At 62.1% G+C, this 20,736-nt stretch carries 22 protein-coding genes; 9 read left to right on the top strand and 13 right to left on the bottom strand.

What is annotated here, in order from left to right:
- Positions 1–181: 181 nt before the first annotated feature.
- Together H4V98_RS15885 and H4V98_RS15880 are read right to left on the bottom strand one after the other, a co-directional pair.
- Entirely contained in the window at positions 182–1,180 is a 999-nt protein-coding gene (locus tag H4V98_RS15885; protein WP_280757696.1) for a LacI family DNA-binding transcriptional regulator, read from the bottom strand.
- Positions 1,181–1,494: 314 nt separating this feature from the next.
- Positions 1,495–1,923: a MauE/DoxX family redox-associated membrane protein gene (locus tag H4V98_RS15880; protein WP_231374589.1), complete on the bottom strand. Its 429-nt coding sequence runs from the start codon at positions 1,921–1,923 to the stop codon at positions 1,495–1,497.
- Positions 1,924–2,233: 310 nt separating this feature from the next.
- On the opposite strand from H4V98_RS15880, the gene fdhD reads away from it, so the two are divergent.
- From fdhD to cax, 3 genes are all read left to right on the top strand, one after another.
- Positions 2,234–3,121 carry a formate dehydrogenase accessory sulfurtransferase FdhD gene (fdhD, locus tag H4V98_RS15875; RefSeq protein WP_196862428.1) on the top strand — a complete coding sequence of 296 codons (888 nt, stop codon included), beginning with the start codon at positions 2,234–2,236 and terminating at the stop codon, positions 3,119–3,121.
- A 1-nt stretch (position 3,122) separates the two neighbouring features.
- Positions 3,123–5,417 carry an FdhF/YdeP family oxidoreductase gene (locus H4V98_RS15870; protein WP_280757695.1) on the top strand — a complete coding sequence of 765 codons (2,295 nt, stop codon included), beginning with the start codon at positions 3,123–3,125 and terminating at the stop codon, positions 5,415–5,417.
- Between the two features lie 97 nt (positions 5,418–5,514).
- Positions 5,515–6,636 carry a calcium/proton exchanger gene (cax, locus tag H4V98_RS15865; RefSeq protein ID WP_280757694.1) on the top strand — a complete coding sequence of 374 codons (1,122 nt, stop codon included), beginning with the start codon at positions 5,515–5,517 and terminating at the stop codon, positions 6,634–6,636.
- A gap of 70 nt (positions 6,637–6,706) precedes the next feature.
- Here the strand turns inward: cax and H4V98_RS15860 are convergent, their stop codons facing one another.
- Positions 6,707–7,486: a YdcF family protein gene (locus H4V98_RS15860; RefSeq protein ID WP_280757693.1), complete on the bottom strand. Its 780-nt coding sequence runs from the start codon at positions 7,484–7,486 to the stop codon at positions 6,707–6,709.
- 61 nt (positions 7,487–7,547) lie between these two features.
- A complete protein-coding gene (locus tag H4V98_RS15855) occupies positions 7,548–8,744 on the bottom strand; it encodes an acyl-CoA dehydrogenase (protein WP_196862424.1) in 1,197 nt (398 codons plus the stop codon).
- 165 nt (positions 8,745–8,909) lie between these two features.
- On the opposite strand from H4V98_RS15855, the gene H4V98_RS15850 reads away from it, so the two are divergent.
- Positions 8,910–9,803, top strand: a complete 894-nt coding sequence (locus H4V98_RS15850; RefSeq protein WP_280757692.1) for a LysR family transcriptional regulator — start codon at positions 8,910–8,912, stop codon at positions 9,801–9,803.
- Positions 9,804–9,833: 30 nt separating this feature from the next.
- A complete protein-coding gene (gene msrA, locus H4V98_RS15845; RefSeq protein ID WP_196862422.1) occupies positions 9,834–10,373 on the top strand; it encodes a peptide-methionine (S)-S-oxide reductase MsrA in 540 nt (179 codons plus the stop codon).
- A gap of 405 nt (positions 10,374–10,778) precedes the next feature.
- Here msrA and H4V98_RS15840 read toward each other — a convergent pair whose 3' ends face one another.
- The 9 genes from H4V98_RS15840 to H4V98_RS15800 all read right to left on the bottom strand — a co-directional run bounded on the left by H4V98_RS15840 (position 10,779) and on the right by H4V98_RS15800 (position 17,850).
- The gene (locus tag H4V98_RS15840) at positions 10,779–11,804 is read right to left on the bottom strand and encodes a succinylglutamate desuccinylase/aspartoacylase family protein (protein ID WP_196862421.1); all 1,026 of its coding nucleotides are present in this window, start codon (positions 11,802–11,804) and stop codon (positions 10,779–10,781) included.
- 89 nt (positions 11,805–11,893) lie between these two features.
- Positions 11,894–12,490: a hypothetical protein gene (locus H4V98_RS15835; RefSeq protein ID WP_196862420.1), complete on the bottom strand. Its 597-nt coding sequence runs from the start codon at positions 12,488–12,490 to the stop codon at positions 11,894–11,896.
- Complete coding sequence (locus tag H4V98_RS15830; protein ID WP_196862419.1) at positions 12,480–13,115, bottom strand: HupE/UreJ family protein; 636 nt, start codon at positions 13,113–13,115, stop codon at positions 12,480–12,482. Before H4V98_RS15830 ends, H4V98_RS15835 begins: the two co-directional genes overlap by 11 nt.
- 274 nt (positions 13,116–13,389) lie before the next feature.
- Positions 13,390–13,986: a GTP cyclohydrolase I FolE gene (gene folE, locus H4V98_RS15825; protein WP_196862418.1), complete on the bottom strand. Its 597-nt coding sequence runs from the start codon at positions 13,984–13,986 to the stop codon at positions 13,390–13,392.
- On the bottom strand, positions 13,983–14,984 hold the full coding sequence (locus H4V98_RS15820; RefSeq protein ID WP_196862417.1) for a GTP-binding protein: 1,002 nt from the start codon (positions 14,982–14,984) through the stop codon (positions 13,983–13,985). The genes folE and H4V98_RS15820 overlap by 4 nt, the downstream gene beginning before the upstream one ends.
- An 89-nt stretch (positions 14,985–15,073) precedes the next feature.
- Positions 15,074–15,982 carry a metal ABC transporter substrate-binding protein gene (locus H4V98_RS15815; protein ID WP_196862416.1) on the bottom strand — a complete coding sequence of 303 codons (909 nt, stop codon included), beginning with the start codon at positions 15,980–15,982 and terminating at the stop codon, positions 15,074–15,076.
- Between the two features lie 52 nt (positions 15,983–16,034).
- Positions 16,035–16,919: a metal ABC transporter permease gene (locus tag H4V98_RS15810; RefSeq protein ID WP_231374588.1), complete on the bottom strand. Its 885-nt coding sequence runs from the start codon at positions 16,917–16,919 to the stop codon at positions 16,035–16,037.
- Positions 16,916–17,698, bottom strand: a complete 783-nt coding sequence (locus H4V98_RS15805; RefSeq protein WP_196862415.1) for a metal ABC transporter ATP-binding protein — start codon at positions 17,696–17,698, stop codon at positions 16,916–16,918. The genes H4V98_RS15810 and H4V98_RS15805 overlap by 4 nt, the downstream gene beginning before the upstream one ends.
- Entirely contained in the window at positions 17,692–17,850 is a 159-nt protein-coding gene (locus tag H4V98_RS15800; protein WP_196862414.1) for a hypothetical protein, read from the bottom strand. The genes H4V98_RS15805 and H4V98_RS15800 overlap by 7 nt, the downstream gene beginning before the upstream one ends.
- Positions 17,851–17,977: 127 nt before the next feature.
- Between H4V98_RS15800 and H4V98_RS15795 the strand changes: the two genes are divergently transcribed.
- The 4 genes from H4V98_RS15795 to H4V98_RS15780 all read left to right on the top strand — a co-directional run bounded on the left by H4V98_RS15795 (position 17,978) and on the right by H4V98_RS15780 (position 20,692).
- Complete coding sequence (locus tag H4V98_RS15795) at positions 17,978–18,475, top strand: Fur family transcriptional regulator (protein ID WP_196862413.1); 498 nt, start codon at positions 17,978–17,980, stop codon at positions 18,473–18,475.
- Between the two features lie 128 nt (positions 18,476–18,603).
- Positions 18,604–18,750: a hypothetical protein gene (locus H4V98_RS15790; RefSeq protein ID WP_196862412.1), complete on the top strand. Its 147-nt coding sequence runs from the start codon at positions 18,604–18,606 to the stop codon at positions 18,748–18,750.
- Between the two features lie 253 nt (positions 18,751–19,003).
- Entirely contained in the window at positions 19,004–19,651 is a 648-nt protein-coding gene (locus tag H4V98_RS15785; protein WP_196862411.1) for a DUF47 domain-containing protein, read from the top strand.
- A 27-nt stretch (positions 19,652–19,678) separates the two neighbouring features.
- On the top strand, positions 19,679–20,692 hold the full coding sequence (locus H4V98_RS15780; protein ID WP_196862410.1) for an inorganic phosphate transporter: 1,014 nt from the start codon (positions 19,679–19,681) through the stop codon (positions 20,690–20,692).
- Positions 20,693–20,736 lie beyond the last annotated feature (44 nt).

Here is a 20,736-nt window from a genome sequence, read left to right as displayed (position 1 = left end):
ATCGATGAAAAGGTAAAATTGGCAACGATGAGCTGCGAAATTGGCATGATTTTGACGAAAAAACCACTCATGGAGGCAAGCAGCCGATCGATACACAATCTGATATCGGTAACACTTGAAGGTTTTTCGGTTTGCGGCCTGGGTTGTCCGCAAGGCCGGGGCCTTGCGCCAGGCGCTCGCTTCAGGCGCTGGCGCGTTGGATGATTTCGAAGCCGATATCGACAATCGGCGCACTGACGCTTCGGCCTTCGGCGCGATCGACGATGTACTGGGCGGCGGTGCGGCCCATGCGCGTGCCGTCGATGCGCACCGTAGTCAGGGCCGGCTGCAGGCTGGCGGCCAGGTCCAAGTCGCCAAAGCCCACCACGCCCAATTGCCCTGGCACGGCCAGAGCCCGGGTTTGCGCCTCGATCAGCACACCCAAGGCCAGCATGTCGGAACTGCAGAACACTGCGTCGGTTTGCGGGTGCGCGTCCAGAACGGCAGCCAGACCGGAGCGGCCTGAGCCCAGCGTGGTCGGCGCTGGCACGAAGTGCGTGGGTGCCTCGTCCAGGCCCAGTGTTCGGCTCATGCGCTGGAAGCCTTCGATGCGCCGCCGCGCCCGATCGTCGCTGGCGCTAATCAGCGCCGGATGCCGGTAGCCCCGGCGGTGCAGGAAATGGCAGACCGACTGGCCAATTTCTTCATGCGAAAAGCCGACCAGCATGTCGATTGGCGTGGGCGTCAGGTCCCAGGTTTCGACCACCGGAATCCCGGACGCCAGCAACTGGCGCCGTCCTTCGGGGGAATGCATGATGCCGGTCAGCACGATGCCATCGGGCCGGCGGCGGATGATGGCATCGAGCAACGCATCTTCGCGCGATGAGTCGTAGCCGCTCTGGCCGATCATCAGCTGGTAGCCCTGCGCGTCGAGCGCCTCGTCAAGCGCGCGGATGGTCTCCTGGAACACCGGCCCGACCAGCGTCGGCAGCACGGTCGCCACCAGTTTGGCCTTGGACGAGCGCAGGCCGCGCGCCATGCCGTTGGGCACGTAGCCGGTGCGCGTGACGACTTCGCGCACGCGCGCCAGCACGTCCGGCGAAACTTTTTCAGGGTGGTTGAGCGTGCGCGAAACGGTCATGGCCGATACGCCAGCGAGCCGCGCAACATCGTGGACCGTGAAGCCCTGTGACTTTTTCATGGAGGAAGGGAGTAAGGGGGCACGCGCCGGAATAGCCATCGTTGATGATAGCGGCTGCTACGGTGCGGAAGGCGGCTTTCAACGGGCCGCGTGAAGCACATCGGGCGCAGGCGTTGCAACGACGCTGATGCGTTGAACACGGGCACCGAGCGGGACCATGAATCACATCAGCATCGCAGCGACCACCAGCACCGGAACCAGAACCAAAAGCCGGAGCAGGCAGGGTCCGCAGCTTGAACAAACAATAGCTGCTCGTGCCCGCCGTACCTGCGTTACAGCCTGATTTGATTTAAAAAACAAGCCTGAATTCGCGATCAAAGCCAGGAGGGCGGCACCCAAAAAGAAGCCGGTGGCACAGGTCTTGACCCAATCCAGGCAATCAATGCGAGCAACGCCGCCTGCAAGGGCAGCCGCAAGACCAGCGCCCAATAGGGAACAGAGGGGAAAAGCGCCGGCTGCTGCAGCATGTAGACATGTGCTGGCGTCACTGCCAGCGTCAGGGCGAACAGTCCCCAGGCCGCAAGGCGACGGGTCGGCTGCCATAGCAGGCCGACAGCGCCCAGCAGTTCGGCCACGCCGCTGGCCAGCACGGCGCCGCGCGGCCAGGGAATATAGGGCGGCACGATACGCATTTCGGCTTCGGTGAAAACGAAATGGCCGATGCCACCTATGAAAAACCATAGAAAAACAAATCCTAACGCCATGCGCATGGCTGGATTGAGCGTACTGGGAGGTCGGTGCATGGGTTGGTTTATGCCTTGATGTCTTGCCAGGCGCAAGCCTCTTTGAAGTGAAATTTGGATCTTCTCACGCACTGATGCGCTTCGCCGCTGGCTTCTGACAAAACAAGCTGGCACGTTCCTACAGTCCCTTTTGCCCGCATGACCAAAATGGTCTCTATGCAGTCGTATTCAAACCGTGTTTATCTTCAGCGCAGGGTGTCCAAATATGCGTGAGGATGCCGATTTGCTGGTAACGCTGCCTGACCCGGAACAACGCGAACAAAAGCGATCACTATTCGAGACGCTACCGGCTCAACCCAGCAAGAGTTTTATGGTGCCAGACACTTGCCCGGACAAACAAATTTGTCCGGGGACGCAACAGCTTTCAGTCAGCGGCTTTCGCGACGGCACCTGGTTTGAAGCCGATGACTGGATTGCCGATGAAGTGCCGGTGGCGCTGGAGTTCAATGGCATCTCGCATGCGGTGATGCTGGCAACGCCTCTGGATCTTGAGGAGTTCGCGCTCGGATTTTCGCTGAGCGAGGGCATCATCGATGCGCCAGCCGAGCTGTATTCGGTGGACCAAGTGTTGTCCGATCTGGGCATCACCCTGAAACTTCACGTGGCCAGCGCTGCCTTTGCGCGCCTCAAGTCTCGCCGTCGCTCGCTGGCAGGGCGCACGGGCTGCGGCCTGTGCGGAACCGAAAGCTTAAATCACGTCGCGCGCGATCTGCCTGTGCTGCCGGACACACCGGCCATTGGCCGCTTGGCAGTCGCGCGGGCGATGTCCGGCATCGCGGCCCTGCAATCCTTGCAGCAAGCCACCGGCGCCGTGCATGCTGCGGCGTGGTGTTCACCGCAAGGTGAGGTGGTGTGCCTGCGGGAGGATGTGGGACGGCACAACGCGCTTGACAAGCTGATCGGTACGCTGGCTTTGAACAAGGTTAACGCGGCCACCGGTTTTGTCTGCGTCACCAGCCGCGCCAGTTTCGAGATGGTGCAAAAAGCAGCATCGGCAGGTGTGCCCTTGCTCGCGGCCGTCTCGGCGCCGACGGCGCTGGCGATCCGGACAGCCCAGCGCCTTCGCATGACATTGGTGGGTTTTGCCCGCCGGCAGGACCTGGTGGTCTACAGCCACCAAGAGCGGCTTGAGATGGCGGCTGCGTCCGCTGTTTTATCTATGTTGAATCAACCAAAACGTCATAACACTGCAGGTTGAAATGACCCATAACCCGTCAAGCGTATCCAAAAAAGAAGCACCTCCTGCAGGCGGCTGGGGCTCGCTCAAAGGCATGACCAGTGTCTTGTTTCGGGAGCGCCCCAGCCCGGCGGTTCTTGAAACTCTGGCCCATCAAAACAAGGCCGGAGGGCACATGTGCACCTCGTGCGCCTGGGGGAAACCGGCCCATCCGCATGTGTTCGAGTTTTGCGAGAACGGGGCCAAGGCCACGATCTGGGACCTGACCATCGACCGCTGCACGCCTGGTTTTTTCGCAAAGCACAGTCTTACCGAACTGCGGGGCTGGAGTGACTATGACCTGGAAATGCAGGGGCGGCTGACTGAGCCGCTTCGCTACGATGCGGCCACTGACAAATACCTTGCCTGCAGTTGGCAGGAAGCGTTTGACGGCATCGGCCAGCAACTCAAGGCACTCAATCCCAAGTCGGTGGTTTTTTACACCTCCGGAAAAGCGTCTCTTGAAACCTCCTACCTGTTTGGGCTGTTTGGACGCTTTTATGGGCACAACAACTTTCCTGACAGCTCCAACATGTGCCACGAGACAACCTCGGTCGGACTCAAGAAAGTGATTGGCTCGGCAGTCGGTACCTGCGTGCTGGAAGATTTTGACCATTGCGACGCCATCTTTTATTTTGGCCAGAACCCGGGCTCCAACAGCCCGCGCTTTTTGCATCCGCTGCAGGAAGCCGTCAAGCGGGCCTGCAAGATCATCACCTTCAACCCGGTTCGCGAAGCCGGCCTGGTGGAATTCACTGATCCGCAAAGTCCGGTGGAAATGCTGACCGGGCACAGCACCGGCCTTTCGCATATGTACCTGCAGGTTCGTCCGGGCGGCGACATTGCGGCGCTGATGGGCCTGTGCAAGCACGTGCTGGAGGTAGACGACAGCCGGCAGGCGGCAGGCCAGCCGGGCGTGCTCGACCGCGAATTCATCGCGCAACACACCGACGGTCTGGAAACGTTCGCGGCTTCGGCCCGGGCCGCCGACTGGGTGGAAATTGAAGCCGTGTCGGGTCTGGCCCGCGCCGACCTGGAGAAGGCCGCCGAGGTTTACATCGCCGCCGAGCGGGTCATCGGCGTGTACGGCATGGGCCTGACGCAGCATGTCCATGGTTCGCAGTGCATTGGCCTGTTTGTCAACCTGCTGCTGCTGCGGGGAAATATCGGCCGTCAGGGTGCGGGCATGTCGCCGGTGCGCGGCCATTCCAACGTGCAGGGCCAGCGCACAGTGGGTATTTCCGAAAAGCCGGAACTGGTGCCACTGGACAAGCTGGCCCGGATGTTCGATTTCGAACCACCGCGCGACAAAGGCTTGACGACGGTTGACGCATGCGAAGGCATTCTTGATGGCTCGGTGCGCGGTTTTGTGAGTCTGGGCGGAAATTTTGTCCGTGCCATTCCGGAGCGTGACGCCATGGAAAAAGCCTGGAGCGCCATGGCGTTGACAGTCAATATCGCCACCAAGCTCAACCGCAGCCACTTGGTGCATGGCCGCTCCGCCTACCTTTTGCCCTGTCTGGCGCGGCCCGAGGAAGACGTTCAGGCCAGCGGCCCCCAGTCGGTGTCGATTGAAGACACCTTCAGCCACATCTATGGCTCGGTTGGCAAGCGCACACCAGCGGGCCCTCATCTTTTGTCCGAACTGGCAATCGTCGCCGCAATGGCAAAAGCGACTTTGCCGGTGCATCCGAAATGGCAGTGGGACGACTGGGTGGGTGACTACAGCATGGTGCGCGACCTGATCGAGGAAACGTACCCTGAGGAGTTTCGTGATTTCAATGGGCGCATGTTCGACAAAGGCGGCTTTTACCGTGGCAACAAGGCGCGCGAACGCATCTGGGAAACCGACAGCGGCAAGGCCGAATTCACTGATCCGACCGTTATGTCGGCGCTGGGTGTGGGCGATGCACCGGGCCGCTATCACCTCATCACGATGCGCTCCAACGACCAGTTCAACACTACCATCTACGGATTCAGCGACCGGCTGCGCGGACTGGAGGGTTCGCGCTCCATCCTGCTGATCAACCCCCGCGACATGTCGCGGGCCGGCCTGAAGGAGGGCGACATCGTCAGCCTGTTTAGCGACGCCGGCGACGAGGTGCACCGCGAGGTTCCGGGTCTGAGGGTCACGTCGTTCAACCTGCCCGACGGGTGCGTAGGGGGCTATTACCCCGAGATGAATGTCCTGATCCCGCTGTGGTATCACGACCAGGCGTCCAAAACCCCGGCGTCCAAAGGCGTGCCGGTGCGTATTCAGGCCGCGGTTCAGGGCTAGCAGAAGCGGTCCCCATGGCGGTTAAAAAAATAGCGCAGATCGCCTTGGCAGAGTGGTCTGTTCCAGAGGGCAAGGTTTTGCATTGGCCTGCACCACCATGAACCTGCGCGCACATGCTTTACCGCTGGGTCTTTTGTTGCTCGTGCCGTTGGCACCCGCGATCCACTATCTCTTGGCCACCAGCCCGGTCTGGACTTTTCTTGCCGGTGCTGTGGGCATTGGCGTCCTGGCTGACTGGGCACGCCGCGCGACCGAACAACTCGCCGCAAAAACAAACGCCGCCATTGGCGGACTTTTGAACGTCAGCTTTGGCAGCATCGCGGAAATTGTTTTGGCCTTCTTCGTGCTCGCCAGCGGAAACATTGAAGTGGTGCGAGCCCAGATTGCCGGCTCGATCATCGGCACCAGCCTGCTCGGTCTGGGGCTGGCCATCGTGGTCGGCAGCATTGGCCGTCCACGGCAGTTGTTCAACCGCGACCAGGCCGGCCAGATGTCCAGCCTTCTGGTGCTGGTCGTGATTGCGCTGTTGCTGCCGGCGGTGTTCGACCTCGCAAGCCGCCACCTTGCGCCTGGCACAAACCAGGCGGTCAGCGACGAGCATCTGAGCCTGGGCGTGTCGGTCGTATTGATCCTGCTGTATGCCGCCAACCTGGTTTACACACTCATCACGCACCGAAACGTTTTCTCGCCTGAAAGGGAAATACGCAATGACAGCCCAGCGGGCAGCGAGAACGAAAAAGCGGCCGAGTGGACGGTGAAGATGGCCGTGGGCGTGCTGGTCGCGGCAACTGTTTTTATCGCCATGGAGGCGCATCTGGTGTCCGGGGCGCTTGAAGACACTGCCAAGGTTCTTGGCTTGTCGCCGGTTTTTGTCGGCGTGATCGTGCTGGCCGTCATTGGCACAGCCTCGGATCTGTTCGCTGCTTCCTGGTTTGCCCGTCAGGGAAAAATGGGGCTGGCGCTCAACATTTGCGTGGGCTCGGCCATTCAGGTTGCGCTTGTCGTGGCGCCTTTGCTGGTCATCGGCTCCTGGTTCATGGGTAAACCCATGAACCTCGTCTTTGACAACCCGATGGCCTTGTTTGCCATTGCCAGCGCCGTCTTGATCGTCAACAACATTGCACGCGACGGAGAAACCACCTGGTTTGAAGGCATTCTTCTCATCGGCGTGTATTTGCTGCTTGCGCTGGCTTTTCTGTTTTTACCGGTCATTGCCTGATCGGTCGGGTTCCCATTCCATGAACATAGGCGTGATGAAGGGTGAATGCGCATGGCATTTCCCTTCGACATCATATTGGCGTGAAGCGTCCAACCGCCCGGCCCAGGCATTCGCGCAACACCTGCCGTGAAGCCAGCAGCCCTTGCGCAGACGGCAGCCATTGCAGCAGCGGGCTTTCGATGGGCCGCGTGAAACCCATCGGCGCGGGAGTCACGACAAAGCCTGCGCGTTGAAAAGCCGCCACCGAGCGCGGCATGTGCCAGGCATCGGTCACCAGTGCAATGCGCTGCACGCCTTCGCGCATCAGCACCGGCGCGAGCAGGCGCGCGTTGCCGTCGGTGTCGCGCGACACGGCTTCGCTCCAGCGCAGCGCAAGGCCAAACTCCTGCTGCGCCACGCGCGCGGACACTTCCGCTTCCGACGCCGTCGGCATGCCGTCCGCAGCCCAGCCGATGCCGCCGCTGAAGGCCAGCGGCAGGCCCGACTGGCGTGCGAGCCAGATGCCGTAGCGCAGCCGGGCAGCGGAAACAGCGGATGGTTGGGATGCGCCGCCGTATTCGGGCGCGTCAGGCAGCACGCCGCCGCCAAGGATGACGACAGCCTGAACCTGATTTGCCTTGATTTGCGCGGCGCTAACCGGCTCAAACTGCGGCAGCGCATGGCGCGCCAGCCACACCGCCGTGCCGTGGCAACTAAGCAGCCAGAGCGCCGCGAGTGACAGTGTGATGAGCACCAGACCACTGCGTTTTCGGCGCCATGCCAGCACCACGCCGAGCAGCGCCAGCAGCAGCGGCGCCAATGGCGGCATTGCCAAGCTGGTCAGCAGAGGCTTGAATAAACCCAGGTCCATCAAATGCTATAAAATTAATAGCTGCTTATGCATGATGGACAGGCGCTGGAGGCATGAATGATCAATAAAAAGCCTGCAGGCCGGTTTGCGCACGGCCCAAAATCAGCGCATGCACGTCATGCGTGCCTTCGTAGGTGTTGACGGTTTCCAGGTTGATCATGTGGCGGATGACGTGGTATTCGTCATGGATGCCGTTGCCGCCGTGCATGTCGCGTGCCATGCGGGCAATGTCCAGCGCCTTGCCGCACGAGTTGCGCTTGATCAGCGAGATCATCTCGGGCACGGCCCGGTCTTCGTCCATCAGGCGGCCCACGCGCAGGCAGGCTTGCAGGCCAAGCGCAATTTCAGTTTGCATGTCGGCGAGTTTTTTCTGGATGAGCTGGGTTTGCGCCAGCGGGCGGCCAAACTGGATGCGGTCCAGCGTGTATTGGCGGGCACGGTGCCAGCAGTCTTCCGCCGCGCCCAAGGCGCCCCAGGCAATGCCGTAGCGCGCCTTGTTCAGGCAACCGAACGGACCCTTCAGGCCGCTGACGTTGGGCAGCAGGTTTTCTTCCGGAACAAACACGCCGTCCATCACGATCTCGCCGGTGATGCTGGCGCGCAGGCTCATCTTGCCTTCGATCTTGGGGGCGGTGAGGCCCTTCATGCCTTTTTCCAGCACGAAGCCGCGAATGCTTTCCTGGCCGCCGACCTTGCCATCGGGGTCTTCGAGCTTGGCCCAGACCACGAACACGTCAGCGATCGGGCTGTTGGTGATCCACATCTTGGCGCCGTTCATGATGAACCCGCCATCGACCGGTTTGGCACGCGACAGCATGCTGGCCGGGTCGGAGCCGTGGTTCGGCTCGGTCAGGCCGAAGCAGCCGACCCATTCGCCGGTCGCCAGCTTGGGCAGGTATTTTTGCTTTTGCGCTTCATTGCCGTAGGCGTTGATCGGGTGCATGACCAGCGAAGACTGCACGCTGATGGCGCTGCGGTAGCCGCTGTCAACGCGCTCGACCTCGCGCGCCACCAGACCGTAGCTGACATAGTTCAGGCCGGCGCAGCCGTAGCCTTCGATGGTCGAGCCCAGGAAACCCATGGCGCCCGCTTCCGTCATGATCTCGCGGTCGAACTTTTCATGGCGCGCGGCCATCAGCACGCGGGTCTGCAGTCTTTCCTGGCAGAAGGTGTGGGCCGCCTCCTGCACCGCACGTTCGTCCTCGGTCAGCTGATCGTTCAAAAAAAGCGGGTCTTCCCAGTTGAATTTGGTTTTCATGGTGCAGTCCTTGCGGTTCGGTGGGGCAGGTGGATGGGGGGCGTGTGCAAAGTGTAGGGGAAACATTTTTTGCCTGCCTGACACTTGCATTTAGCTTGATTGTTAGCCCATCATGAATACTTGTCCAATATCAATTAGCAATGCAACGATATATTATTTGTATCCATGGAATTCCGACACCTTCGCTATTTTCTGACTCTGGCCGAAGAACTGCACTTCGGCCGGGCGGCGCGCCGGTTGTCGATTTCGCAGCCGCCGCTGTCTCTGAACATCCAGCAGCTTGAAGCGTCGGTAGGTGCGCGGCTCTTCACCCGCAACAGCAAACAGGTCACGCTCACCGCCGCCGGGCTGGCCTTCGTGCCCGCCGCACAGGCGCTCTTGGACCAGGCGGCGCAGGCGTCCCGCCATGCACGGGACGTGGCGCAGGGCATGGCCGGCAGCCTGGCCATTGGCTTTTCAGGCACCATGCTGTACAGCGGCCTGCCTGGCATCCTGGAGCGTTTTCAGGCGCAGTATCCGTTTTTGCGGCTGATGCTGAAGGAGCTCAGTTCAAGCGAGCAGCTGACCGAACTGGCGCATGACCGGCTCGACATCGGTTTTGTCCACACCACCCGCGTGCCACCCGAGCTGTCGCAGATCCTGGTGTCCAGCCAGGCGCTGGTTGGCTGCCTGCCGGCCGGTCACCGCTTGGCGCGGCAGGCCTCGCTGTCGCTCAAGGCGCTGCAGGGCGAGCCCTTTGCCGTGGTGTCGCGCGCGGTGTCGCCCGACTACCACGAGCGCATCCTGGGCATCTGCACCGACGCAGGTTTTCACCCCGAGATCCGTTACGAGTTGCGCCATTGGCTGAGCGTGGTGTCGTTGGTGTCGCAGGGCATGGGTGCGGCGCTCGTGCCGGCGGCGCTTAGCCGTTCGGCCATGGCGGGCACGGTTTTTATTCCGCTGGACTGCGCCACCACCCCCTACGACACCCATTGCCTGTGGAAAACCGCCCGCGACAATCCCGCACTGGCCTTATTCGTTCAAGCCGTGCGCGATGCAAGCACGCGGCCAAGCGGCTAAAGTGGTTGGTCAAAAAAGGAAATCTTACTCATGAGCCAATCACAAACCATCACCCTGGGGGGCGGCTGCTTCTGGTGCACCGAGGCGGTCTACGTCAAGGTGCGCGGCGTTACCGACGTCGAGTCGGGCTACAGCAACGGCCAGGCGGCCCGGCCCAGCTATGAAGCGGTCTGCACCGGCCGCACCGGCTGCAACGAGGTCGTCAAGCTGACGTATGACCCGGCTGACATCACGCTGCGCGAAATTCTTGAAATCTTCTTTGTCATCCATGACCCGACCAGCCTGAACCGTCAGGGCAATGACGCGGGCACGCAGTACCGCAGCGGTATTTACTACGAAACGCCCGAACAAAAAGAGGTGATCGACGACTTCATCCGTGAAGCCGGGCAGGACAAGACCTTTGGCAAGTCCATCGTGACGGAAGTGCTGCCGCTGGCCGATTACTGGCCGGCCGAGGACTATCACCAGGACTATTTCGAGAACAACCCGAACCAGGGGTATTGCGCGTTTGTCGTGGGGCCGAAGGTCGAGAAATTCCGGAAGACGTTTGCTTCGCGGGTTAAGGGATAAGGGCTGAGGCTGGGCATTGCCGATCGTCCAAAAACCGGCTGTTGCGTGTTGATGGCTTGATAATCTTGTCGTGGTTTTGCTGGCCGGTCTCGCCCGGTGGGCGACTTGCTTTCTTTGCTTCGCCAAAGAAAGTAAGCAAAGAAAGGCGACCCGGCTGTCCAGGTCCCTGCGCTTCGCTTCGGGCAACCTGCGCTGTCCGGTAAAAGCGGGGGTCCGCGCAAACTCGCTGCGCTCAAACAGCGCGCGGCCCTTGTCCCGTTTTTCCCGGTCATCACAGGCCCACCCAGAACGGGGTGGGGAAGGGCTGCGGGGACTAAATTCGGAGTCTAAAGTGCCTTTTGCGCATATCACGTATGCATAAATAGCTACAAAATAAGTAGCATATAGCGTGCAATTCTGCTGGTTTCAAGCCCGTTTTTGTGCAAAGTAAAACCATTCCTGGCCGACTTCAGCGCGGGGGTTGGGAAAGACCACGAAGCCATCTTGCGGTGCTTTCACTGGCATGCCGCTTTGCCGCCTGCCAATCACCTCGCCGGCGCTGACGGCATCAAAACTGCGCCACTCCCGGATGAAGGTGTCGTTCGCATCTTCGCGGTCGGTCACGTCCACCAGCCTTAATATTTCGCGGTCTGCCGGTTCGGCGACCAGCGGCAGCGGCGACAGGCCCAGCAGCGCCAGCGTCTGCAAAATGGCATGGCGTGCCACCCCCACGGCTTGCGGGTCATCGTGCTGGCCGCATTCCAGGGTGACGCCGTAGCCACCGCGTGCGCGCATGTATTCGGTGGTGCCCACGCCGTAGTTGGGATTGGTCACCAGGGTTTGCGCGCGGCGGCTGGCATCGGTGGCCGGCGCTGCGGCGCGGCGCTGCACGCCGCGTGCATAGGTTTCCAGCCAGCCTTCGACGATGCGGTGCGGCCCGGTGTGCAGGGCCAGCTGCATTTCCTCGGCGGCGTGGGCAAACGGTTCCAGCTGGCCCCGGTTGTCGGACGGGCCGATCATCACGAAGGGTGCGCCGCCGGTGTGAAAGGAGTGCAGGTCGAGCAGCACGTCGTGCGAATCCAGCAGCGGGCACAGCACATTGGCAATGCGGTCCTCGAAATCCTGCGGAATCGCGCTGGGCGCCATGTTGCGGTTGAGGTTTCGCTCGCCGGTGCGTTGCTTGAGCTGATAGGCCAGCGGATTGGTGACGGGCACAAAGGTGACGGTGCCGCGTTCGATGGCGCGTTCGCCTCGGGTGAATTCCTCGATCAGCGCTGTGATGGCCTGCGCGCCGCAGACTTCGTTGCCATGCACGGCGCCCAGCACCAGCAGCCGGGGGCCAGGCGCCAAGCCGTGGAATGTCAGCGAAAGAAGGTGCGCCGGACGCTGTACGGGGTGTGTGGGCAATGGCAGCGCAATTGCCGGGTTTTGTTCGTGCGGTGTCTGGTTCATGTGCCTAGCCTCAAGTGATCCTGGGTGTGTATTTTGACCGCTGGCCCGCATGCACCCAGTTTTTTGTGGATGTTTGAAGCGACGCCGCTTCAGGTGTTTTTGGCTACTAGCGCCAGTGCACCCAGCAACAACGCAATCGCCGCAACCCAGGAGCCCAGCACCCGCCGGGCGAGAGGAATCAGCGTCTGGAAGCGACCGCTGCGGTTCAGGTTGTCCGATACCGCCAGCAGCCAGAAAGCGCAGACCATCACCGTGACCGCCATGCCGGTCAGCTCCTGCCAGCGCGGCTGCTCAAGGTCCGCCGCAGACCCTGCGGCCAGCCCGGCCAGCAGCGCCAGCAGCAAGGAAAACGCCGCCGAGGGGCGCCAACCGGCGACCGCGCTGAGACCGATGACCACCACCGCTGCCGGCGCCACCACGGCAGGAATATGCGCTGAAAACGCGGTTGCCACAACCGCTGATGCGGCAGCCAGCGCGGCAGCCAGCACCGACAAGGGCTCGCGAATGCCGAAAAGGACCAGCGCCAGGCCAATCAGGGCAGCCAGCGACAGCGGCGACGTGAAAAGATGTGCACTTGCCGTCCAGATGGAGGTGTCGGCGCCAAAGTTCCCATGCGCCCACGCGCTGGCAGAGCCTGCAAGCGCCGCTCCCGCCAGCAAGACGCTGACAAAGGGTTTACGCAACACCGGGCATGCCTGCCAGAATCCACACGCCCATGGCTGCGATCAGGCCGCCGCCGGCGCGCAAGGCCTGCTCGCCACGCGGCAGCGCCTTCACCAGGCCGATGGCAATGCCCGCCAGGTGCAACAGCCCGGTCGAGATGACAAAACCGGCGGCAAAAGCAGCCGGTGCAGCGGTCTCGGGCAATTCCATGCCGTGCGCGTAACCATGAAATACGCCAAACACGGCCACGATGGCCACGGCGATGGCCACAGGGGCGCGCCACGCGGCGGCAATCGACAAACCCAGCACGACCACTGAAGCCGCGATGCCGATTTCGACGTAAGGCAGGGGCACCTGGGCAATGCCCATCACGCCGCCGACCACCATCAGCATGGGAAACGCCACCGGCAAGGCCCAGACCAGCGGCCGGCCCAGGGTGGCGCCCCAGATGCCGACGGCGACCATGGCGAGCAGATGGTCAAGACCGGACAGCGGGTGCATGAAGCCCGAGATAAAACCGCCCGCCACGCCTTCGCCCGAATGCGCATTCGCCGCTGCTGCAAAGCACAGCATTAAAAGCCCGGCTGCATGCTGCTTGCGCAGCCAGGGGCGCGGGGAGACGGTCACTGGGTTCGCGTTTTGAATCATCGGGATATTCCTGAAGTGAGGGGGGGTGCCCGCAACAATGCTGGCAGCTGGACAGAAGGGGGGCCACTTGTTCCAAGGCAAAGCATAAGTGAACAGGTGCCTGAACACTACGCAGCCACGCGCCGGATGGATTCACCTTGAGCCGCGCACCCCTGCGGCCAGCGTCGCCAGTTCGCGTGTCAGCAATTCCTGCCGTGACGATGGCCCGTCAGCCGTCAGCCGTCAGCCGTCAGCCGTCAGCCGTCAGCCGTCAAATTCAAAGTTGGCATCAGAGCTAAAAAGCGCCTGACGGGGCTGGCTGACCCATGGCCGCCAAGGCCTCCCGGCGCAGATGGGCATCGGTGCGAAACACGCCCAACAGGCGCTGGGTGACGGTGGTGGAACCCGGTTTGTACACACCGCGCGTGGTCATGCACATGTGTTCTGCCTCAATCATCACGGCCACGCCGCGGGGCTGAAGCACATCGGCAAGGGTCTGGGCTATCTGGCTGGTCAGCCGTTCCTGGATTTGCAGGCGGCGCGCATATATATCCACCACCCGGGCCAGCTTGCTCAGGCCCACGACGCGCTTGTCGGGCAGGTAGGCAATATGGGCCCACCCGATGATGGGCACCAGGTGGTGCTCGCAGTGCGACTCCAGCCGGATATTGCGTACCACCACCATGTCGTCATAGTCGCCAGCCTCTTCAAAAGTGGCGGCCAGGGTGGCGACCGGGTCTGCGCCGTAGCCCGAGAAAAATTCACCATAGGCGCGCGCCACGCGGCGCGGCGTGTCAATCAGGCCTTCGCGTCCGGGGTCATCGCCGGCCCAGCGCAACAGGGTTCGCACGGCGGCTTCGACCTCTGCCAGTTCGGGGCGCGGGGCGGTCATGCCAAGACCTGGGGTTGAGCAACCTCGGCGCATTGGGCCAAACCTTTTTCAAGGACTTGGCGCGGCAGGTCACGGCCAATGAACACCATTTTGGAAGTGCGCACCTCGCCCTCTCGCCACGGCGCGCCGAGTTCGGCGCCCATCAGCATGTGAACACCCTGAAACACGATGCGGCGGTCTTCACCGAGCGCACTGAGCACGCCCTTGTAACGCATCATTTGGGTGCCATGCGCCTGGACCATGCTGCCCAGAAAGTCTTCCAGTCTTGCCATGTCCAGCGGCCGGTCTTCGCGAAAAACAAACGATGTCACATCGTCGTCATGCTGGTGCTCCACATCGGTCAGAAAGTCGGGTTCGATCTCCAAAATAGCGTTCAGGTTAAAGCCCCGGATGTCGAGCAAATCATCAATGGCGGCCACACCATGGCGCGATTCTGAAATTTTGGCGCGTGGATTCATGCGAACCAGGCGCTGACGCAGCGACTGCAGGCTGGCATCGTCCACCAGGTCAGTTTTGCTGAGCAGTATCCGGTCGGCAAAGCCCACCTGTTCTTGCGCCTCGTGGTGTTCGTCGAGTTGCGCGGGCGCGTGTTTGGCGTCCACCAGCGTCACGATGGCATCCAGCAGGAAGCGCTGAACGACGGCCTCGTCCACAAAGAAGGTCTGCGCCACCGGCGCGGGATCGGCCAGGCCTGTGGTCTCGATCACCACGCGGTCAAAGTGCAGGCTGCCTGCCGCCCTTTTTGCCGCCAGCTCGCCCAGAATGCGCACCAGGTCGCCGCGCACGGTGCAGCAGATGCAGCCGTTGTTCATCTCGATGATCTGTTCATCCCGGTCCTGCACCAGCAGTTCGTTGTCAATGCCGGCTTCGCCAAACTCGTTTTCAATCACGGCAATGCGGTGGCCGTGGTCGGCCTTGAGGATGTGGTTGAGCAGCGTGGTTTTGCCGCTGCCCAGAAAACCGGTGAGGATAGTGACGGGAAGGCGGGTGTCTCGCATGGCGTTGATCCTTGACGTGTTCAGGGTGTTTCAGGCCACCAGCGCTTATGGAGCATGCGCTGGCAGCTATGGTTTTAACAGTTGCAGACTCAGTTCAGCTTCATGCCGGCGGCCAGCTGCGTCACGTTGTGGCGCATCAGCTGGAGGTAGCTGCCGGCAGGGCCTTGCGGCGTTGACAGGGCGTCCACAAACAGGGTCGGTCCGACCGTCACGCCTGCATCCTTGCTGAGCTGGGCCAGCAGCTTGGGCGCGCTCATGTTTTCGATAAACACGGCCTTGATCTTTTCACGCTGAATCTGCTGGATGAGCCGGGCCACATCTTTGGCGCTCGGTTCCATTTCGGTGGACATGCCTTGTGGCGCGAGAAACTTGATCTGGTAATGCGCGCCGAAGTAGCCAAACGCATCGTGCGAGGTGATCACCTGGCGCTTGGCCGGCGGCAGGGCCGCGAACTGTGACTTGGCCCAGGCGTCCAGCGTCTGCAGCTCTTTCACATAGGCGTCGCTGTTGGCCTGGTAAACGCTGGCGCCTGTCGGGTCCACCTTGGTCAGCGCGGCGGTGATGTTGCGCACATACAGCACCACGTTGCCCGGGTCTTGCCAGGCGTGCGGATCGGTTTCTGCGTGCTGATGGCCTTTTTCGGCCTGCAGCTGGCGCGGTTTGACACCCTGCGAGGCCACCACGGACTGGCCCTGGTAGCCAGCGGATTTGACGATTTTTTGCGCCCACGGCTCAAAACCCAGGCCGTTGGTCACCAGCAGTCTGGTTTGTGCGATGGCCTTGACATCGGCCGGCCTGGGCTCAAACACGTGGGCGTCTTCATCGGGTCCAACCAGGGTGGTGACGCTGACGCGCTCGCCGCCCACCACGCGCACCAGGTCGCCCAGGATGCTGAAGCTGGCAATGACGGGCAATTTGTCAGCCGCGAAGCTGGCGCCGGACAGCAGGGCGGCGCTGGCAATACCCGCCAGCAGAAGTTTGCGAAATACAGGGTTCATGGATGCGCCTTTGGAAAGAGGTGAAAGAAATGATGAAAAAAACCGGATTCGTTCAGGCCACCCGATGCGTCGTTGTCCACAGGCGCGGCAGCCAGCCACCAGGAGCGAACAGCAGCGACGCAAGGTAAAGCGCGCCGGCGCAGGCAATGATGGTCGGCCCCGAGGGCGTATCGAAGTGGTAGGAGAGCAGCAGCCCTGACGCGCTGGCCAGCATGGCCTGTACGCTGGCATTGACCAGTTGCGCCGGCAGCGTGTCGTGCCAGAGCCGGCTGGACACGGCGGGCAGCATCATCAGCCCGACCGCCATCAAGGTGCCGAGGGTCTGAAAACCGGCCACCAAATTGATGACCACCAGCATCAAAAAGCCTTGCTGCCAGAGCCAGCCGCGCCGGCCGGCCGCGCCCAGAAACACCGGGTCGAAACTTTCCAGCACCAGCCCGCGGTACATCGCGGCCAGCAGCAGCACGCTGACGCTGGCCACGCCGGCCACCATCAGCAGGCCCTGGCTGTCCACGCCCAGCGCACTGCCAAACAGGATGTGCAGCAGGTCCAGCTGGGAGCCGTGGCCCGAGATCAGCATCACGCCCAGCGCCAGCGCCACCAGGTAGATTGCGGCCAGGCTGGCGTCTTCCTTCAGGGCAGTGAAACGTGTGACCAGTCCGGCCAGTGCCGCCACCAGCATGCCGGCCACGACGCCGCCCAGGGCCATGGCGGTGAGCGACAAACCGCTCAGCATGAAACCAATGGCCACGCCCGGCAGCACCGCATGACTGAGCGCATCGCCCAGCAGGCTCATGCGCCGCAGCGTTAAAAACACCCCCAGCGGCGCGGCACTGAGCGACAGCGCCAGCGTGGCGACGAGCGCGCGGCGCATGAAGGCAAATTCGGCAAACGGGGCAAAGGCCGTGTCCCACAGCCAGGCGGCAAGCGCCATCATGCAGTGGCCTTTTGCGCGGCCAGCGCGTCGATGTCGCACAGCCCGGCGGCCTCGTCCCAGTGCTCGGCCATGGCGCGGGCGCTGCGCAAATTGGGCTCGGTCAGCACCTCGCTGGTGGCGCCCCAGCCCACCAGTTCGCGGGCCAGCAGCAAGGTAGACGGAAAGTGCTGGCGCACCAGCGCATCGTCGTGCAGCACGGCAATCACGGTGCGGCCTTGTTGATGCCACTGGTGCACCAGCACCAGCAGGGCGGCGGTGGTTTTGGCATCAATGGCGTTGAAGGGCTCGTCCAGCAGGATCAACTCGGCGTCTTGCGCCAGCATGCGGGCAAACATCACCCGCTGCATCTGGCCGCTTGAGAGGCTGCCAATGGTACGGCGCTCAAAGCCTTCCAGCCCCACGGCTTGCAGTGCCGCATCGACCTTGCCCTGCATGGCCTGCGTGACGGCGCCCCATGCCCCGGCGCTTGACCAGCAGCCCAGCAGCACGCAGTCGCGCACATCGATGGGAAAGCTGCGGTCGATTTCAGCCACCTGCGGCAGGTAGGCGATGCACTTGCGCGCCAGCGTCACCGTCAGCGCGCCGCCCGACCGGCCGCCTTCGATGGGCAGCAGGCCGACGATGCTTTTGAGCAGCGTGCTTTTGCCCGAGCCGTTGGGGCCGACCACGGCCGTCAGTGAGCCGGGCGCAAAGCTGCCGCTGATGTGGTGCAGTGCCGGGTGCTGGCGGTAGCTCACCGTGAGGTTGTCCAGCGCCACCACGGGGCGGGTGCTCACCACGGGGCCACTTCCAGTTGCGCCCAGGCCACCGCCAGCCAGAGCAGCGCCACGACGGGCAGCACCGCCAGCACGCGCAGCCAGGCTGGCCAGGCCAGCACGCTGGGCAGGAGGGTACGGGCCGTGCGGGCTGCAAAAAAGGATTGCGATTTCATGTTGTTCCGGAAAAATATTGGCCAATAGCCGGTTGCTGTAATAATGCAACCTGATTGCGATAGCGGAAGAGTGTAACGCAACTGAATTGCATTAAAAGCGAAAATGAAAGCGATTAAAAAGCAACTTATGGCATCCATCCAGCCCTCCGAATCAATCGCCCTAGACCCCATCGATGCGCTGCTGTCGGCCCACGGACTAAGGCGAACGGCAGCGGCGCGGCGGGTGCTGGGCTGGCTGCTGGCGCATGCCAACACCAGCTACACCCACGCGCAGCTGCAAACGGCGCTGAGCGGCGAAGGCCCGCTGGCGCTGGACCGCGTCACGCTGTACCGGCTGATCGACCGGCTGACGCAGGTCGGTCTGCTGCTGTGCCGAGTCGATGCGAGCAGGGTGCGCCGCTACCAGGCAATGCCGGCCAGTGTGCAGGCAATGCCGCACTTTGAATGCCAGAGCTGCCACCGTGACAGCCCGCTGGAGGGCGCGCTGATGGGCAACGCCGACGATCTGGAACGGGCTGCGCAATCCGCGCTGGCTGCCCTGAAGGCGCTGGGCTACCAAGGCCTGAGCATGGACTTTGCCGTGCGCGGCGTCTGCGTTGACTGCGCCACCGCCCCGGCGCCCTGATTCAGCGCAAACGCCAGCGTGTGGGATTTTTCATAACAGCATGTTTTTCTATAAAAAAAGTCATTCGCACAGACTCAGCATGCACAAGCAGCTATGAATAAAGTAGTGAAAGCGGCTGTGCGGCTTGCGTGAGTGAATCAAAAGTCTGCGTGATTTCCTTCTGTCATGGCCGCGATGAATTGGCTGTTGTTGTTGTCGCTGTTGTGGCGGTTTCGACCGCCCTGGCGCTGATCAGCCTGACGCTGGTGCTGAAGCTGGTCGGACCTGGGGCTTGAGGACTTGCCTCAAGGATGGATCGGGTTTCTGGCCGCTTGGGTCGGCGAAGTTCAAGGCGTGTGCTGCGCTGTCCCCCCGAGGCCTGGCGCAGTCCCGCACTGGCGCCGACCTGCGAACAGACGATCATTTATCAGGGTTATCCATCAGTGAAAAGTTGGCCTGGCCGTCAACTGGATGGCAAAGTCATCGCGGTTAAACTCCCGGCTGTCACAAATCCGTCATATTTCGGACTTGATTTTTTGAGGATATCCCATGCTGTTCAGCAAGTTTTTGCCGCGAGAAGGCAATTTTTTCGAGATGTTCGACCAGCATGCCAACCGGATAGTTGAAGCCGCCCATGCTTTTTCCAAGATGGTGGCCAACTACAGCGATGTGGAAAAACGCAACCTGCACCACCGCGAGGTCGATGAGGCCGAACGCGCCGCCGACCGCATCACGCATGAAGTCAGCCGTGTCTTGCACAAGACCTTCATCACCCCGATCGACCGGGACCAGATCCACCAGCTGATCAACACGATGGACGACGTGGCCGACCTGATCCAGGATTCGGCTGAAACCATGGCGCTGTACGACGTGCGCCACATGACCGACGACATCATCCGGCTGACCGACCTGAGCGTCAAATGCTGTGAACGCCTGAAGGACGCCGTTGCCCTGATCGGCAAGGTCCGCGATGCCGCCACCGCCGAAGCCGCGCTCAAGACCTGCGCAGAAATCGACAAGCTCGAATCCGACGCCGACCATGTGATGCGCTCGGCCATGAGCCGGCTGTTTCGCGAGGAGCCCGATGTGCGCGAACTCATCAAGCTCAAGGCGGTGTACGAACTGCTGGAAACCATCACCGACCGGTGCGAAGACGCGGCCAACCTGATCGAGGGCATCGTCCTCGAAAACTCCTGATTCACGGCGACTGAACCCGACCTTCTCATGCAAACTGCACAGACCGCTCTCTGGGTCGTGGCCCTGCTTGTCTTCATGGCCATCGCCTTTGACTTCATGAACGGCTTTCACGACGCTGCCAATTCCATCGCCACGGTGGTGTCCACCGGCGTTCTCAAGCCCGGCCATGCGGTCATGTTTGCCGCCGCTTTCAACCTGCTGGCGCTGTTCGTCTTTCACCTGAGCGTGGCCGCCACGGTCGGCAAGGGGATTGTCGAGATTGGCGTGGTGGACACGCACGTCGTTTTTGGCGCGCTCATGGGTGCCATCACCTGGAACCTGGTGACCTGGTATTTCGGCATTCCCAGCAGCTCGTCGCATGCGCTGATTGGCGGCATTGTGGGCGCGGTGATGGCCAAAGCCGGCACGGGTGCGCTGATTTCGGGCGGCCTGATCAAGACGGTGGCGTTCATCTTCATTTCGCCGCTGCTGGGCTTTTTGCTCGGCTCGCTGATGATGGTGGCCGTGTCCTGGATTTGCCTGCGCGCCGCGCCGTCCAAGGTGGACCGCTGGTTTCGCCGGCTCCAGCTGGTTTCGGCGGGCGCCTACAGCCTGGGCCACGGCGGCAACGACGCGCAAAAGACCATCGGCATCATCTGGATGCTGTTGATTGCCACCGGCTACACCTCGGCTGCCGACGCGATGCCGCCGACCTGGACCATCGTGGTCTGCTATACGGCGATTGCCGCCGGCACCATGTTCGGCGGCTGGCGCATCGTCAAGACCATGGGCCAGAAAATCACCAAGCTCAAGCCGGTGGGCGGGTTTTGCGCTGAGACTGGCGGCGCCATCACGCTGTTCCTGGCGACCATGCTCGGCATTCCGGTTTCAACCACGCACACCATCACCGGCGCCATCGTCGGCGTTGGCTCGACGCGGCGCGCCTCGGCTGTGCGCTGGGGCGTGGCCGGCAGCATTGTCTGGGCCTGGGTCCTGACGATTCCGGCCTCGGCCTGCGTGGCTGCCATCGCCTACTGGGTCAGCCTGCTGATTTTTGAATGAAACCGGTGGCCGGCCGGGGCCGGAGCGTATGAAAACGCCTTGTT

It is taken from the genome of Polaromonas sp. CG_23.6, assembly GCF_029892315.1.
Classification (GTDB): Bacteria; Pseudomonadota; Gammaproteobacteria; order Burkholderiales; family Burkholderiaceae_C; genus Polaromonas.
Note: the sequence above shows the minus strand (reverse complement) of the source record. Positions and strands in the feature narration are given on the sequence as shown.

Coding starts and splice junctions, on each gene's coding strand:
- H4V98_RS15885 (WP_280757696.1), bottom strand. CDS start 1,180: ATGAAAAAGTCACAGGGCTTCACGGTCCACGATGTTGCGCGGCTCGCT.
- H4V98_RS15830 (WP_196862419.1), bottom strand. CDS start 13,115: ATGATTCAAAACGCGAACCCAGTGACCGTCTCCCCGCGCCCCTGGCTG.
- fdhD (WP_196862428.1), top strand. CDS start 2,234: ATGGTGCCAGACACTTGCCCGGACAAACAAATTTGTCCGGGGACGCAA.
- cax (WP_280757694.1), top strand. CDS start 5,515: ATGAACCTGCGCGCACATGCTTTACCGCTGGGTCTTTTGTTGCTCGTG.
- H4V98_RS15855 (WP_196862424.1), bottom strand. CDS start 8,744: ATGAAAACCAAATTCAACTGGGAAGACCCGCTTTTTTTGAACGATCAG.
- H4V98_RS15795 (WP_196862413.1), top strand. CDS start 17,978: ATGGCATCCATCCAGCCCTCCGAATCAATCGCCCTAGACCCCATCGAT.
- folE (WP_196862418.1), bottom strand. CDS start 13,986: ATGACCGCCCCGCGCCCCGAACTGGCAGAGGTCGAAGCCGCCGTGCGA.
- H4V98_RS15780 (WP_196862410.1), top strand. CDS start 19,679: ATGCAAACTGCACAGACCGCTCTCTGGGTCGTGGCCCTGCTTGTCTTC.
- H4V98_RS15870 (WP_280757695.1), top strand. CDS start 3,123: ATGACCCATAACCCGTCAAGCGTATCCAAAAAAGAAGCACCTCCTGCA.
- msrA (WP_196862422.1), top strand. CDS start 9,834: ATGAGCCAATCACAAACCATCACCCTGGGGGGCGGCTGCTTCTGGTGC.
- H4V98_RS15840 (WP_196862421.1), bottom strand. CDS start 11,804: ATGAACCAGACACCGCACGAACAAAACCCGGCAATTGCGCTGCCATTG.
- H4V98_RS15815 (WP_196862416.1), bottom strand. CDS start 15,982: ATGAACCCTGTATTTCGCAAACTTCTGCTGGCGGGTATTGCCAGCGCC.
- H4V98_RS15800 (WP_196862414.1), bottom strand. CDS start 17,850: ATGAAATCGCAATCCTTTTTTGCAGCCCGCACGGCCCGTACCCTCCTG.
- H4V98_RS15850 (WP_280757692.1), top strand. CDS start 8,910: ATGGAATTCCGACACCTTCGCTATTTTCTGACTCTGGCCGAAGAACTG.
- H4V98_RS15785 (WP_196862411.1), top strand. CDS start 19,004: ATGCTGTTCAGCAAGTTTTTGCCGCGAGAAGGCAATTTTTTCGAGATG.
- H4V98_RS15860 (WP_280757693.1), bottom strand. CDS start 7,486: ATGGACCTGGGTTTATTCAAGCCTCTGCTGACCAGCTTGGCAATGCCG.
- H4V98_RS15880 (WP_231374589.1), bottom strand. CDS start 1,923: ATGCACCGACCTCCCAGTACGCTCAATCCAGCCATGCGCATGGCGTTA.
- H4V98_RS15810 (WP_231374588.1), bottom strand. CDS start 16,919: ATGATGGCGCTTGCCGCCTGGCTGTGGGACACGGCCTTTGCCCCGTTT.
- H4V98_RS15820 (WP_196862417.1), bottom strand. CDS start 14,984: ATGCGAGACACCCGCCTTCCCGTCACTATCCTCACCGGTTTTCTGGGC.